Here is a 15,853-nt window from a genome sequence, read left to right as displayed (position 1 = left end):
TATTTGTCCAAGCCAGATGTTACATTGCCTAATTGTGTAGCTGTTGTTGTATTAGGTTTATCTCCTGCTGGTATTGGATTAACTAACGCAGTTTTTAATGGTTTTGTTGTATCAATTGGTTCAATTACATTGTTATTTTCATCAACCAATTTACCATCATTATTTTTGCCTACTGCTGGTTTACCTGCATCACTGATAGGTTGACCTTTATCGTTAACTTTGTAGTATTTATCTCCTACTTTAGATACTGGTGCACCATCTTCCGTTGTGTATGTCACAGGTAATCCTGTTACGTTGAAAGTCACATCGCTTGCAGTACCTGCAGCATTCGTTGTCACTACAGCTGTTGTATTACCACCGTTCACAAAGTTTACTGTATCATATGGTTTCACGAAGTCTTTCGCTGTGCCATTGTTTTGTAAGTTCCAACCAGCGTTCAATACGTCAGATACTGTAGCTGCATTGTTGCCTACGAAGTTAGGATTTGCCACTCCATTCACAGTAGGTTTCAACAAGTTAGCTGCATCTCCTGCTGTAATTGGCGCTTCTGTATTGTTTTTGCCATCAATTGCAGTTCCATCTGCCTTATGAGCTGTTTTATCTTCATCATTTACTGTTGGAATGTTGTTTTTCACATTGCTCAAGGATGTTGGACTTGTTGTACCCGTTTTATTAGCTTCTGGTGTTGGGTTTACCAAGGATGTTTTTAATGGATTATCTGTAATATTCACATCAGGAACTTCCTGTCCATTTGCATCAAGTGGTTTACCATCTTTGTTGAATTTCGTAACTGGCGCACCTGTACTATCTAATGGTTGACCTTGATCGTTAACTTTATAGTATTTGTCACCAATTTTAGTCACTGGTGTACCATCTTCTGTTGTGTATGTCACAGGCAAGCCTGTTACATTGTATGTCACATTGCTTGTCTTACCATCCACAGTAGATACTACAGCTGTGGTGTTCAACCCATTTACAAAATTAACTGTATCATATGGTTTCACAAAATCTACGGCTGTACCATTACCTTGTAAGTTCCAACCTGCATTCAATACATCAGATACTGTAGCGGCATTATTTGGATTGATATATTTGTCGCCATCTTTATTTGTTGTATTTGGTGCTGCTTGAGATTTCGTCGCATTGCTTGGCGCATCTGCTGTATTGGCAGTATCACTATTTTTAGTATCAGGAAGGTTAGATTTTACGTTAGACAATGTTGCTGGAGTAGTTGTTCCTTTTGGTCCGTTCACAGAAGTAATGACTTCTGTGCTTGGAATTTCCTTACCCGTACCATCTGGATTTTCAAAGAATTTAACTGTCTTAGTTCCATCTCCATTATCCACTTCTTGAGGATATACTTTAGTACCATCTGCTTTCGTGTAATTCACAGGAGTCACAGTTTTATTGAGACCTGTTTGACTATCTACTTTTACAGTGATTGTACGTACACCTTTGTCATCTGTTTTACCAGATACAATAGCACTGCCTTCACCGACAAATCGTACTTCATTGGCATTTTTCACTGCCTCAGAATATTCAGTGGCAGTTGTTGTTCCATTAGCACCTGTTGTTTTATCGGAAGACACAATCCAACCCATATTACGGATATCTCCGACTGTTGCTACTGTGTTATCCGTTACATTTGTATTCGTTAAATCTCGCAAACTATTTTTAGCTGGTTCTTTACCATTCACTGGATCAGCTTTATAATTCTCCAACTTGCTTGTCACATTATCCAATGTAGTAGGACTTGTTGTGCCTGTTTTATTAGCTTCAGGTGCTGGATTCACTAAGGATGTTTTTACAGGATTATTAGTTGTATTAATCGGATCGATGACATTACCTGCATCATCTACTGGTTTACCATCTTTATTCACCTTCGTGCTTGGATTGCCTTTAGCATCTAATGGTTGACCTTTGTCATTAACTTTGTAGAAATTATCGCCAATTTTAGATACTGGATTACCATCTTTATCAGTATAGGTAATCGGTAAGCCTGTGACATTATATGTTACATTGCTTGTTTTACCATCCACAGTGGATACAACAGCTGTCGTATTCACACCGTTTACAAAGTTCACTGTGTCATACGGTTTTACGAAATCCACCGCTGAACCATTACCTTGTAAATTCCAACCTGCGTTTAACACATCACCAACAGTAGCTGCATTTGCTGGATTTACTTGGTTAGCGGATGTTCCCAATGTTGGAGCTGCTTGTGATTTAGTAGCATTACTTGGGTTTGTCGCTGTGTTCGGAGCATCGCTATTTTGCGTATCAGGCAGATTAGATTTCACATTCGTAATATTGACTGGGTTTGTACCATCTTTGTCAGACACTTTGATATTACCATCATCTGTTTTAGATAATTTTGGTCCTTGATCTCCACCTACTTGAATAGTGTTGAAAGAAGGATTCTCCACCGTAGCGAATGTGATTTTACCGCTAGCATCATGTTTTACATCTAGGTTTTTGCCAGCGATCATTTCTATAGTACTGCCTGCTTTAATGGATTCACCATCGGTAGTAACACCACTGCCTGCATTTCTTGTACCACCATTAGCACTTGCTTTCAATGTGAAAGCAGCATTATTCACAGCCTTGGCAACTGTATCTACAGTAGCAATTTTTCCTGCGTCAGCAGTTGGTACTTCCACGGTACCTTTTTTATCGCCTTGTTCAACAGCATTCACAGTACCTGTATTAACAGTAAGACCATCTTTACCTGTAGTAATTGTTTTATTATCGGTTTTTACTTTTAAACCATCATCAGTTACTTCTAAAGATGTATCCGCTGTATTAACCTTAACGCCATCTGCTCCTACAGCTAAAGATTTGTCAGCCGGCTTCACTTGAACTTTCTTCGTAGTGTCGTCTTTTTCTAAACCATTGCCAAGGTTAATGCTATATTTTACAGTAGATGTTTTCGTATCTGTATTGGTTACACTTACTGTTGTGCCATCACCATCTACAAAATTCACTGTGTCATATGGTTTTACAAAATCTACCGCTGTGTTATTACCTTGCAAGTTCCAACCAGCTTGTAATACATCTCCCACTGTAGCTGCATTATTTGAATTTACATAGTTTGGACCTGTTGCATCTGTGGTGTTAATAGGCGCATGGTTTGTAGTAGGTACATCTGTACCTGTTTTAGCACCATCTAAGTTGCCGCCTACATTAGTAATTGGGTTACCACCATTATTTAAACCATCTTTTGTTAAAGATACTGGTTGTTTACCATTAGTAACAGGTGTAATTGTTACACCGTCACCATTAATCGCTGTTGTATCGCCTGCTGCATTTTTGAATCCAGCACTTGTTAAATCAGTCAAATCTTTTTGTAAGGAATAGATAAAGTTTTTACCAACTTGTTTCACAGCCAAATTATTACCGGCTTTAAAAGTTACAGTCTCTCCAGCTTTGATTAATTCTACAGTAGCATCTGTCACTGTACCCTTATCATCCTGACCTGCTGTCGCTTTCCAGCCCATGGATTTTAAGGTGTTCACAAGTTGATCAGCAGTGACTAATTTACCACCATCTGTATTAGCTGTTGGCACGCCATCAGTTCCTGTTGTGAGGGTCGCTGTTTTTGGAGTTAATGTAATCGTGTCTTCTGCTGCACTTACTTCTAGTAAAGTACCATCACTAGATTTAACAGTGAAAGCGATTCCACCTTTTTTATTTAACTCTTGTTTCTTAGTTTCAGTAGCAGCATTATCACCTGTTTGGCCTTTTAATTGGATAGTATTATTCGCTAGCTTATGGAATTGACTACCGTTAATAGCATCTTTGGAATCTGCAGAGATATCGCCATCTTTTACATTTGTAATTTTTACAGGTTCTGTACCATCTTTATCGGATACTTTAATAGAACCATCAGCTGCTTTAGCAAATTTAGGCCCTTCACTACCACCTACTTGTACAGTATCGAAAGATACATTATCTTTTGTAGCAAAAGTAAATTTACTACCTGCTTGTGTAATTTTAATGTTTTTATCTGCTTCAAAAGTAACTTTGTCGCCTGCTTTCACAGATTGATCTGTTGGTGTTGCACCTAACTCACCAGCGGCTGTTTTCTCAGAGGTCGCAATCCAAGCAGCACTATTTACAGCATTGACTACAGAATCTACGGTAGCTATTTTACCAGCATCGTTATCTTTTACTTTCACAGTACCCGGGTTAGCACCAGTAGTAACAGATTCAATTTCACCAGTATTTACTTTTAAACCCTTTTCATCAGTAGTTAACGTTTTATCTCCAGCTTTGACCTTTAAGCCAGCATCTGTTACTTCTAAGGATTTATCAGCTGTATTGACGGTTAAACCAGCATCTGTTGTTTTTAATGACTTATCTCCTGGGTTTACCTTAACTCCATCTGTTCCAACAGTTAAGGATTTGTCAGCTGCGCTCACAGTGATTTTATTGGTCGCATCATCTTTTTTCAAGCCATCGCCAAGGTTTACGCTGTATTTCACAGTAGATGTTTTACCATCTTCACTTTCCACAGTAGCTGTCGTGCCATCTCCATTGACAAAGTTCACAGTATCATAAGGCTTCACAAAATCTACAGCTTTGTTATTACCTTGTAAATTCCAACCTGCATTCAATACGTCAGATACAGTGGCTGCATTCGTCGGATTTACTTGATTAGCAGCATTTCCTAACGTTGGAGCTGCTTGAGATGTAGTGGCATTACTTGCTCCTGTAGTAGCATCATTATTTTTAGTGCTCGGTAAATTACCTGCCACATTAGAAATCGCATTACCACCATTATTTAAACCTGCAGTCGTTAACGAAACAGGTTGTTTTCCCGCAGTTACTGGAGTGACTGTCACCCCAGCACCATTGATATCAGTCGTATCACCTGCATCATTTTTAAACTGAGCGCTTTTTAATCCCGTCAATTCTGGGTTCAAGGAGTACGTAAATTTAGATGTTACACGGGTTCCGGTTTGACGAGTTGGATCATCTGGATCTTCATACACTGGTCTAGATGCATCTTCTTGATGTAATACCAAATTATCGCCTACGCGAATTTTCACTTCATCATTAAGACGAATTTTATCGACCTTGCCTGTAGCTGTTCCTAGGTTTTCTCGTGTCGTTGTTTTACCATTATTAGAATGTACTTCAGCGCCCGCTGTAGCAGCAGCTCCATTCAATTTCAATACACCAGAGCTAGTTTTATCTTTTTCAGCCTCTACAGACCAACCATTAGACATACGTTTTGTAACAGAGTTCAACTGAGAACCATTAATAGCATCCGTGGAATCGTCCGCAATACGGCCAGCTGCTACATTTTTCAATTGACGTTCTGCCCCTGGCGAGCCAAAAGATACTACGTCACCTTCAGACGTATTTGAGCCACCTGCCCAATAGAATGTATAAGCTACCTTTTTACTGTCAAATGGAACAATATGGCCTTCTTCATCATAGGAAATATCTGTTTGACGAGTACCAATCGATCTAGAATCAGCTCTAGAACCTGTACCGATAGCCACCCCATTTTGCAATTCAGAAATAGCACCTGTGCCTAGGGCCACACCACCTAATTTTGTGACACGTGCACCAGTACCAATGGCGGTCCCTAAATCACCAGTAGATAAGGAGTGAATCCCCATGGAAATTGATCCATGTCCATTTCTATTTGTCGCCGAAGAATAATCTAAGCGAGTTGTATTTAAGATGTCACCATTCGTTAATTCCCCATAGGCTTGTTGTATAGTCCCCATAGTATTTTCCATTTCTACAGAACGGATGGTACGTTCGACTTGTTCTCCACCTATGGTCTCTGTTTTTTTAGTGGATTTGATGACAGTTTTTCCATCAGCATCTATTTTCTCTTTTTGATAGTTCACCTTTTGTGCGGCTACCTCGGTAATTTCAGAACCACCAATCATGATGGAAGAATGACCTTGTGCCTGTGTACCAAGACCCATAGCAATGGCACCTTGTTCACCAGAAGCAACGGCACCTTGACCTACCGCAATGTCTGCTACTTTCGTTGCTTTTGCTAACTGACCTACAGCAACGGAAGCATTGGTTGCCGTAGCACTATAACCAACAGCTACAGCAGACTCTGCTGCACGCGCTGCTGTACCAGCCGCTACGGCATAGTTACCTTGTGCTTCCGATCCCATACCGATGGCTACTGCTGCCTCAGCATTCGCTACTACAGAGGCTCCAGAACCGATCGCTGTAGCACCAAAGGCACCTTTTCTAACGATAGAGTTTGTACCAATCGCCACGCCCAACGGGGTGGTAGAGTGGGCTTGCATACCGATTACGGTTGAACCATCTTGACCATAGCTGGCTCGCCACGATCTATCTAGGCCTGCACCTACCAGTTCTTCATATTTCTTGCTAATTGTAATAGGTTGGCCATCTTTTCCTGTGCCAGGTGTTGTGGGTGCATCGTAATCATTTACAGTATTCGCTGGTCCACTAGTTGGATTTGCTGCTTTAAAATATTTCTTTTGGTCATAGGCTTGAATATCATTACCACCGATAACGATAGAGCCCATACCGGCTACAGATTGTGCACCAATGGCTACCGATTGATCACCCATAGCACGGGTATTACGACCTAATGCTGTGCCTTCATTAATATCTACATTTTGGAAGGAAAAGAATCCCTCTGCATTAGCCTTTCCTGTATTTTTGAAATAATCTAAATTACCAGTAGTACCACCAAAGGCTTTCACCAATACGGTTGCATTATCATCTGCATCTGTACCAACGCCAAGAGGGGTTCCATCAGTCCCTACGGAGCGATACCCTACCCCTGCACCAGCACCGAGTGCAACTGAACTGTTTACGGCAGTGTTATTTTTATTAAGTCCTGTATAGGCATTCGTACCAATAGCCACACTACCGTCATCACCACGTTTTCCCGTACTAGCATCATTCGTTTCATGACTATTTCTATTACTACCCGCCATTGCTTTAAAGCCAATGGCAACACTACGCCCCCCACCTTGGTCGCGGCTTTTTGCATCCTTACCAATGATGATATCTCCCACTTGTTTGGCAGTTGCTGAGTTACCAATTGCTATTGTATCAGCTGCTTTTGCATATGCTTGCGCTCCCAAGGCTAAGACTCCTTCTTGTTCTGCCTTCGTTGAGTTACCTATAGCAATTGTATTTTTAGCAGTAGCTCTAGCCCCATATCCTAAAGCTGTAGCTCCTTCTTGAGTCGCAAAAGCTGTCCCGCCGACCGCTGTCGTGTACTTATTCGTTGATTGTGTGCTACTACCTAAGGCAACACTAGATTCATTCGATGCATTTGCAGCATTACCGATAGCAATGGAATTCTCACCAGTTGCTTGACTTTTAGAACCTACCGCCACTGCTTGCTTATTAGTTGCATTAGTTTGTAACCCAATAGCAACTGACCAGTTACCACTAGATTTAGATTGAAAACCTAGGGCAATTGCACTGTCTTCTGTAGATTTTGCTCCTTTACCTATGGCCACACCATTGTTCTTCTCAACTTTTGTGTCTTGTCCCCATACTACACTGTTATCAGGGCCTGTACCAGCCTGATTCGGAGCTGCACCTACCGTACTTGTTACAACAGGGATTACCGCCATAGCCATGGCAGCAGAACTAATAACAATGGCTTTCGCCTTATTACGACCCACCCGTTTTGCTAATTCAGATACAACTACGTAGCAGCCCTTTGTTTTACTCCACACAACTTTATAAATACGATTCAATGCCATTTACTTCCTCACCTTTCATTCATCATCTATACGCATATGATTTTAATATCATTACTGTCTTGTATATAGGAAACACAAAAAAACCATAGTTTCTATCTCTTTTTAAATTATAGCTCATAAACTATGGTATTGTTATCTTCTACTGATAAAACTAATATAAGATATATTAGCAAACTTAAACTAGCACTCTAGTTTCCTTCATTGACTAATATACCTATATTACATTATGCATAAAATTATATACAACAAATAAAAAGAATACAAGCCATTTATAATATGCATATTAAATTAGTATAGATTGATTTTATCCTAGAAATACAAGTATTTCAAAACAGTACTCTATGTATGTATTTTTATTCCTAATTATATATTTTATTACAAAAAAGAAGATTGATTTACATATTATTTGAATATTTATAAATGAATTTATACAGACTTGAAAATCACATTATATATATTAGTTTCTGCTATTTTATCTTAAATATACCTAAAATGCATAGGATTTACTACTTCATTCTTTTATTGCATCATGTATTCATATAGTATTACACAAAAATGCTCATTCTATGCACAGAATTTACTTACTATACTACATTAAAATTATGCTAAGATAACCTTTTTCACTCTTTATCCTTTTTTACTGTATTCACAAACTGAAAAACGATGCCTTTATAGCCCCCTCTACTCCTAAGGAGCGTAGTTATGAGTAGCAGCCTTTGTGGCGCCCCTTACTGACCAAATTACGAAAATGCAAGAAGAGCACGACATGTTCCGGAGCAAACCTAACCACTATATTAGTTCGTGTCGGAATATGTCGTGCTCTTCCCTTTGCCCTATTTAGTTAAGATGCCACAAGGCTGCACAGCATCACAAAAGACGATTGTATTGTACCTATAACCTGTGCTATAATAAAGGCAACAAAAGAAGAGCCATCAACGTGTAGCTGGCGTTAGGCTCATCTCGAAAAAACAGAAATATGAGATTGCCTAACGTGTTAAGGTGTATGAGACCTTATACGTTAGGCTTTTTCATTGTCTACTTAAGTAGATCAACGAGCTGAATTACTAAACCAGCAATAGAAACCATCAAAGAGATTTTCTCATACTTAGTCATAGCAACCACCTCCTCCCATAATAGGAAGAGATGAGCCTAACAACACGTTAATGACTCTTGTAATTTTATTATAACATAATCTATTCGTACTGTTTATATTGACTTAACGCCATTTCTAACAGCAAACTAAGCAAAGCGCAAGTTTGCAACTGACATCCCCTCAAGCTCCCTTTTCCCAAAGGAACGCAGTTAGGTGTAGCAGCCTTTGTGGCCTTCCTTACTACCTAAATCACACAAATACAAGAAGAGCACGATGTGCCCACGAACAAACATGATGAAATACTGTTTGCGAGGGGGTATACCGTGCTCTTCCCTTCATCTTATTTAGTTAATGCCGCCATAAGGCTACATAGCGAAGCAAGTGATAATTGTATTTAAGCTCGAACTATGCTATACTTAGGGTATCAAAAAGAGAGCCATTAACGTGTGGTTAGCGTTAGGCTCATCTCAAACAACGAAATCTGATAATGCCTAGCGTGTATAAGTACTGGTAATACTTATCTTTACGTTAGGCATTTTCATTGATTATTTAAATAAATCTTTAAATAGGTCAATGATACTTACTATTATAGAAATTAGATACAGTAATAAACTATACGTTTCATACTTTCTCATAGTATCACCTCCCCCTATATTAGGAAGAGACGAGCCTAACTCACGTTAGTGACTCCCTTACCTTCATTATACACCTAACCATACCATGTACAAAATAACAATATTATGAACATCTATCTAAGGAACGCCACAAGGCTGCATAGAGAAACAAGAAACGATTGTATTGTACCTATAACCTGTGCTATAATTAAGACAACAAAAGAAGAGCCATCAACGTGCAGCTGGCGTTAGGCTCATCTCAAGACAATAATAAAGATGAAATTAGCCTAACGTGTGAGGTAGTCAGACCTCTTTACGTTAGGCTTTTTCATTGTCTACCTAAGTAGATCAATGAGCTGAATTACTAAACCAGCAATAGAAATCATCAAAGAGATTTTCTCATACTTAGTCATAGCAACCACCTCCTCCCATAGTAGGAAGAGATGAGCCTAACAGCAAACTAAGCAAAGCGCAAGTTTGCAAATGACAACGCCACAAGCACCCATCCTCAGAGGAACGCAGTTAGACGTAGCAGCCTTTGTGGCATTCCTTACTACCTAAATCACACAAACACAAGAAGAGCACGGTGTGCCCCCGAACAAACATTATGAAATACCGTTTGTGAGGGGGTATACCGTGCTCTTCCCTTATGCTAATCTAGAACGCCACAAGGCTGCATAGCGTCACAAGAGACGTCTTAGCCCAAGATCGCTTTCATATCTTCTTCTGGTGTTGTAATCGGATGTAAGTTGAATTTTTCAACTAAGATGCCAAGTACTGTGCCGGACAAGAATTTTGGCAAGGATGGTCCGATGTAGATGTTGCGGATGCCTAAGGACAATAATGTTAATAGGATACATACCGCTTTTTGTTCGTACCAAGACAATACTAATGTCAATGGTAATTCATTTACGTCACATTCAAAAGCGCCTGCTAATGCTACCGCTACTTGGATAGCAGAGTACGCATCGTTACATTGACCCATATCTAGGATACGAGGCAAGCCACCGATTTCACCGATGTTAAGGTCGTTGAAACGATATTTACCACATGCAAGAGTCAATACCATAGTATCTTCTGGAGTTTGTTTTACGAACTCAGTGTAGTAGTTACGGCCTACTTTAGCACCGTCGCAACCGCCTACCAAGAAGAAATGTTTAATAGCGCCAGCTTTTACCGCATCAATTACTTTGTCAGCTACGCCAAGTACTGTACCATGACCGAAACCAGTTGTCACTTCTGTACCACCGTTGATACCAGTGAATTGTTGTGGCTCTTTATAACCGCCTAATTCAATAGCACGCTCGATGACTGCAGAGAAATCTTTTGTGCCATCTTCGTTGTGTTCCACATGACCGCAGCCATCGAAACCAACCATATCTGTTGTGAAGATGTTCTTAATGTATGTTTGTTTTGGTGGCATAATGCAGTTTGTTGTGAACAAGAATGCACCTGGAACGCCGTCAAATTCTTTTTGTTGGTTTTGCCATGCAGTACCAAAGTTACCTTTCAATTGAGGATGTTTTTTCAATTCAGGGTATGCATGACATGGAAGCATTTCACCATGTGTATAGATGTTAACGCCTTTGCCATCAGTTTGTTCCAATAACATTTTAAGGTCATGTAAATCATGGCCTGTTACTACGATGAAAGGACCTGGTTCTACTGTTAAAGGTACAGTTGTTGGAACTGGAGTACCGTATGTAGTTGTATTTGCTTTGTCTAACAACGCCATACAAGCAAGGTTGATGCCACCGAATTCCATCAATAGGCCTAACCATTCTTCTGCGCTGTGGTCTTTCGCCATTTCTACAAGGCCTTTTACGAACCAAGCGTCAACTTCTGGATCGTTATAGCCCAATACTGCTGCATGCCATGCGTATGCAGCCATACCACGCATACCTAATAACAATGTGGAACGTAAGGATACGATGTCTTCATGACCTTTCCACAATTCTTCCCAATCAAAGTTAGGAATATTAGCATCTAATTTGTTATGCGCATTGTTGATCACATCGATAAACTCTTGTACACGATCTTCGGAGAAGTTTACGTTTGTTACGCACATGAATAAACCACGTTTTAACAATTGTACGTTTTCTAACGTTACTTCTGTAGCTTGCATTGCACGAGCTAAACCGATCAACGCCGCTGTTAATTCGTCTTGTAAATTTGCAACCGGTGCTGTTTTACCACATACACCTTGTACTGTACAACCATTTGGTTGCGCTGTTTGTTCACATTGGAAACAGAACATACTCATAATAACCTCCTTGGGAACTTTGCCCATAAACATGTTTCCTACAACATACTTTGTTTTAGATATCGTTTCTATACACAACCATCCTACAACAGGAGTGCATAGCATTATCTTGTTATCTATGCATTTAGTATAGTATACTGAAAGCAGAAAAAACGTATCCTTGGCTACATTTTATATAGTTTTCCCTATACTTTTATTCATGCTATAATGAAAGTACAGAAATAAAGTATACTCTCTAATTTAACGGAGGTCCTATGTCGACATTACATCCTACATTAGAAACATACATGAATACGATTCAACAATCCCCCTTATGTGCACATATTACACCAGAAAATTTATCACTTTTTTTATCCCATGCAAATGTGAAGGTGCAAAGTTTCAAGAAAAACTCCTTCATCGCCATCGCCGGTGATCCTATGGAAGGCATTGGCATCTTATTAGAAGGTCGTGCTTTGTTAACGCGAGAAAACATGTTAGGACAACGAACTATCGTAACGGAGCTAGAGCCGTCCTCTATGTTCGGAGAAGCCTTGCTCTTTAGTAACCATCCTCTGTGGCCTGCTACGATTGAAGCCACAAAAGATGCGATCGTTTTGTTTTTACCGATTGAGACTTTCACCAAAGCATTTCCGGACTGTCAAACTTGCCAAATCCAATTGCTCACGAACCTCATGCACGACCTATCCGAAAAGGCTATGCAACTGACCCGCAAAGTACATTATCTATCTCTCAAAGGGATGCGCGAGAAAATTTTTGCCTACTTTATGGACCTTCACCGAGTGCAAAAAAAGAACATCCTCACCTTGCCACACAATCGGCAAGAAATGGCAGATGTCCTCAACGTAAGCCGCACTGCACTCAGTCGCGAACTGGGACGTTTACAAGACGAACGGATTATCCAATTCCACGGCAAAGAAGTAGAGTTAGTGGATATTGAAACCATCGAAGATTTTTCATTTTAATATAAAAGGATGCTGCCTTAGCAGCGTCCTTTTTTCCTTCTAAACTGACACTTCTCCTACGTAAATTCTGCATCTATTAACATAAAATCCCCTACCGCATCCGATGCTTTCGTCCGGAAGTGTAGGGGATTATTGTATTCAATTTTATTTCTAGTGTCGTCCAGAAGTATCAAACCAAGGAGATACATCAAATTGTTCGTGAATAGTAGCACGTACCATAGCACTGCCCAAATAAATACCTAGCAAAGTGAGATGCAAGCGACTAAGCGGTGCTCGATCATAAATATGACTAAAATCCACTAATAATGGAGAGATACGTTCCAATACTTCATCAAACGATGTACTATCCCAATCAACAGCCTTACCAAAAGCAAGACGAGTTAACCCATTTTGGATACTAATATCTGTGAGTCCAGCTCGCTTGAATAAGCTAGGCAACATATATTCATCCACAGCCATCAATTTCAATAATGAAGAGTTAATACTTTCTACGACAATAGGCATCTTCACTGGCGTATCTTGTACTATGAAAGCTAATTCTTCATGGCTAAATCCACGGTAATCAAATACAAGAGGATAGGAATTTCTCATAATTTGTTGGAATGACAAGGTTTCCCCAAAAGAGATACAACGCAAATATTCTAATTGCTGATACATATCTTCTTTTCGTGGCAAATCGCTCATGAATGGTTCAATATACTTTTCCAAATAATGGCGGAAATTTTCTACTGAATAGTTATTAGAATTTTTAGAATATTGTATGATCAATGAGATAGCTAATGCTTGCAAATGTCCCACTTGTAAATGTACTAAACTCTTCAATGCATCAACAGCTACCAAATATAATGTGCTAGATTGAGGTTGTTCCACCACATCTTTGAAAGTTTCTAAGAGAATTTCTTTCATCCACTCAGTAGAATTCGCTACATACGCCTTTTGTACATGTAATAAACTTTCTTGTAACGCTATATTTTCAAATAAATGCGTAGTTTCTTCCTCTGATTCAGTATCTAATTGCGCCAATATGGCTTCTGTAATCTCAGTAACCTTTTCTTCAGATTCAGGATTTAAAATACCGAATGCAGATTTATATTGAGCTACCGCTTTATCTAGTAATGTTTGCTCTTTTACAGCTAGTTTAATAGACGCCTCTGGTTGAGCCTCTATCGTCTCGGTAATCATACGTTCCGTTACTTTTGGCATAATTCTAGTCGCATCTTCTGCTTCTTCCGGCGGTTGTTCTTTCACAGCACGGACTAATTCTTCTGAGACTATACCTTCTACAAAATCATCTTCCACAGGATCTACGGATAGTTCTTCTTCTCGAAGAGCATAAGGATTTTGAAATGTCCTTCTTTGGTGTTCATAAGGATCATCATATGATAACGAATCCACTATTTTGTTGTTAGTACTTCCTTTCTTATCGCGAAATAAGAAATAGCAACATAAAAGAAATAGACAAATCACTCCTAAAATAACCACATACGGTCCATATCGCAATGAAAGTTCTATTAATCCATCCATAGAAAATCCTCCTAGTTATACTGCAATGTTATCTGTCTTTACTATCCTTATTATACCGATTTATGTATATTTTTAAAAGTACTATTCATACTTTTACCTATAAAAAAGGAACTACCCTTAGGTAGTTCCTAGCGTGGTGGACGATGACAGGATCGAACTGCCGACATCCTGCTTGTAAGGCAGGCGCTCTCCCAGCTGAGCTAATCGTCCATATGGTGACCCGTGGGGGAATCGAACCCCCGATACCGCCGTGAAAGGGCGGTGTCTTAACCGCTTGACCAACGGGCCATGTTGTAAGTGGTGACCCACCCGCGACTCGAACGCGGGACACCCTGATTAAAAGTCAGGTGCTCTGCCAACTGAGCTAGTGGGTCATGATAGTATACTAACCGAAAGTAAGTTGGCTCCTCGAGTAGGACTCGAACCTACGACCGATCGGTTAACAGCCGATTGCTCTACCTGCTGAGCTATCGAGGAATGAACAAACTGGAGCGGAAAACGAGATTCGAACTCGCGACCCCCGCCTTGGCAAGGCGGTGCTCTACCGCTGAGCTATTTCCGCATGTATGCAATCCTGGTTTTCTTTCTTGCGACTGCTCATTTATAATACCAAAAAATTTGGATAGTTGTCAACATATTTTTAACAAATATTTTTTTGTTAAACAGCATATAATAACTTCATCCTATCAACATATAATATTGTTATATTTTCAATATATTGGACAACCTTGATAGAAAAGATACAAAAAAGATTGTAGCACACTATCAGGGATATAGCTTGCTACAATCTTTACTATTTTTTAAAACATCTCATTTTCAAAACCATATTCGTCGTCCAATATGGCCACCAATTGTTCTCTCAATTCTGGTAACTTTTCTTTATACGTACTCCAAATAAGTCTATAGTTATTTTGTCCATAATTATGAGACAACTGATTTCGCATGCCTTTAATATTTTTCCAAGGAATTTCAGTATGGCTATCCTTAAAATCTTGAGAAACCTTTCCTAATGTCTCTGCAATTACTTGAATTTTATATAGCTTAACAGACGCATCTAACCTATCTATTAAATCCAATACATCAACTAATATATCTTTGTTCTCCATAGATATCACCATATATATGAATCATATCTCTATATAAATTTTCTTGAAATCGTTTAGTCAATTTATTTCCATCAGTAAGCAAATCTACATCCATTTGCAACACTTCTTTTAAAGTTTCTAAAAGGCCGCCCACTTCAAACAAACTAATACTATCATTATCAAAAACTACAAACAAATCTACATCACTAGTTTCTGTAGCCTCACCACGAGCATAAGAGCCAAAAAGATAGGCTGATTTCACGTGATATAGCTCTAGAACCGGAGCAATTAAGTTACGAATCTCATCAAGTGTTTTCATACTACTTCCTCCTTTTCTATATTATACCACATAATTAGTAACTATTACCGTCCATCCTGACGCTTAGATCCTGGTCCATCGACGGCTACATTTACGCTAGCTTCGCCGAATGTTTTCATATCATTTAACATATGCATACCCGCATCAAGGACGGATAGCCCCATGGTGGATCCTAAGGCTTCATCCATTTCAAAGCCATAGAACAGATGCGGCTTGATTCCCAAGTATTTCATTTGTGCTGCTTGCACTGGTTCCCC

7 protein-coding genes and 5 tRNA genes are annotated in these 15,853 nt (G+C 39.4%); 1 reads left to right on the top strand and 11 read right to left on the bottom strand.

What is annotated here, in order from left to right; all coding sequences use genetic code 11:
- Together HMPREF9200_RS00330 and hcp are read right to left on the bottom strand one after the other, a co-directional pair.
- Window positions 1-7,733, bottom strand: a 7,733-nt coding sequence (locus HMPREF9200_RS00330) for an ESPR-type extended signal peptide-containing protein (RefSeq protein ID WP_009352797.1), incomplete at its 3' end; no start/stop codon positions are given.
- 2,404 nt (window positions 7,734-10,137) lie between these two features.
- Window positions 10,138-11,703: a hydroxylamine reductase gene (gene hcp, locus HMPREF9200_RS00325; RefSeq protein ID WP_009352798.1), complete on the bottom strand. Its 1,566-nt coding sequence runs from the start codon at window positions 11,701-11,703 to the stop codon at window positions 10,138-10,140.
- A gap of 287 nt (window positions 11,704-11,990) precedes the next feature.
- Between hcp and HMPREF9200_RS00320 the strand changes: the two genes are divergently transcribed.
- Window positions 11,991-12,668 carry a Crp/Fnr family transcriptional regulator gene (locus HMPREF9200_RS00320; protein ID WP_038144334.1) on the top strand — a complete coding sequence of 226 codons (678 nt, stop codon included), beginning with the start codon at window positions 11,991-11,993 and terminating at the stop codon, window positions 12,666-12,668.
- A gap of 150 nt (window positions 12,669-12,818) precedes the next feature.
- On the opposite strand, the gene HMPREF9200_RS00315 is transcribed toward HMPREF9200_RS00320, so the two are convergent.
- The 9 genes from HMPREF9200_RS00315 to HMPREF9200_RS00275 form a co-directional block, all read right to left on the bottom strand.
- Window positions 12,819-14,192 (bottom strand): LPO_1073/Vpar_1526 family protein, encoded by a 1,374-nt coding sequence (locus tag HMPREF9200_RS00315; protein WP_009352795.1) that lies wholly within the window; start codon window positions 14,190-14,192, stop codon window positions 12,819-12,821.
- Between the two features lie 134 nt (window positions 14,193-14,326).
- Window positions 14,327-14,402: transfer RNA gene (locus HMPREF9200_RS00310), tRNA-Val, on the bottom strand.
- Between the two features lie 3 nt (window positions 14,403-14,405).
- Window positions 14,406-14,480, bottom strand: a tRNA-Glu gene (locus tag HMPREF9200_RS00305).
- Between the two features lie 10 nt (window positions 14,481-14,490).
- Window positions 14,491-14,566 (bottom strand) — tRNA-Lys (locus HMPREF9200_RS00300).
- Window positions 14,567-14,593: 27 nt separating this feature from the next.
- Window positions 14,594-14,669, bottom strand: a tRNA-Asn gene (locus tag HMPREF9200_RS00295).
- Between the two features lie 10 nt (window positions 14,670-14,679).
- A tRNA-Gly gene (locus tag HMPREF9200_RS00290) sits at window positions 14,680-14,754 on the bottom strand.
- Between the two features lie 238 nt (window positions 14,755-14,992).
- Window positions 14,993-15,298 (bottom strand): DUF86 domain-containing protein, encoded by a 306-nt coding sequence (locus HMPREF9200_RS00285; protein ID WP_009352799.1) that lies wholly within the window; start codon window positions 15,296-15,298, stop codon window positions 14,993-14,995.
- Window positions 15,273-15,596 (bottom strand): nucleotidyltransferase family protein, encoded by a 324-nt coding sequence (locus tag HMPREF9200_RS00280; RefSeq protein ID WP_009352801.1) that lies wholly within the window; start codon window positions 15,594-15,596, stop codon window positions 15,273-15,275. The genes HMPREF9200_RS00285 and HMPREF9200_RS00280 overlap by 26 nt, the downstream gene beginning before the upstream one ends.
- A gap of 44 nt (window positions 15,597-15,640) precedes the next feature.
- Window positions 15,641-15,853, bottom strand: a 213-nt coding sequence (locus tag HMPREF9200_RS00275) for a nicotinate-nucleotide--dimethylbenzimidazole phosphoribosyltransferase (protein WP_038144330.1), incomplete at its 5' end; no start/stop codon positions are given.

It is taken from the genome of Veillonella sp. oral taxon 780 str. F0422 (genome assembly GCF_000221605.1).
Taxonomy (GTDB): Bacteria; Bacillota; Negativicutes; order Veillonellales; family Veillonellaceae; genus F0422.
Note: the sequence above shows the minus strand (reverse complement) of the source record. Positions and strands in the feature narration are given on the sequence as shown.

Excerpts from the sequence above, each read along its gene's own strand:
- hcp (WP_009352798.1), bottom strand. The coding sequence starts at position 11,703 with ATGAGTATGTTCTGTTTCCAATGTGAACAAACAGCGCAACCAAATGGT.
- HMPREF9200_RS00320 (WP_038144334.1), top strand. The coding sequence starts at position 11,991 with ATGAATACGATTCAACAATCCCCCTTATGTGCACATATTACACCAGAA.
- HMPREF9200_RS00315 (WP_009352795.1), bottom strand. The coding sequence starts at position 14,192 with ATGGATGGATTAATAGAACTTTCATTGCGATATGGACCGTATGTGGTT.
- HMPREF9200_RS00285 (WP_009352799.1), bottom strand. The coding sequence starts at position 15,298 with ATGGAGAACAAAGATATATTAGTTGATGTATTGGATTTAATAGATAGG.
- HMPREF9200_RS00280 (WP_009352801.1), bottom strand. The coding sequence starts at position 15,596 with ATGAAAACACTTGATGAGATTCGTAACTTAATTGCTCCGGTTCTAGAG.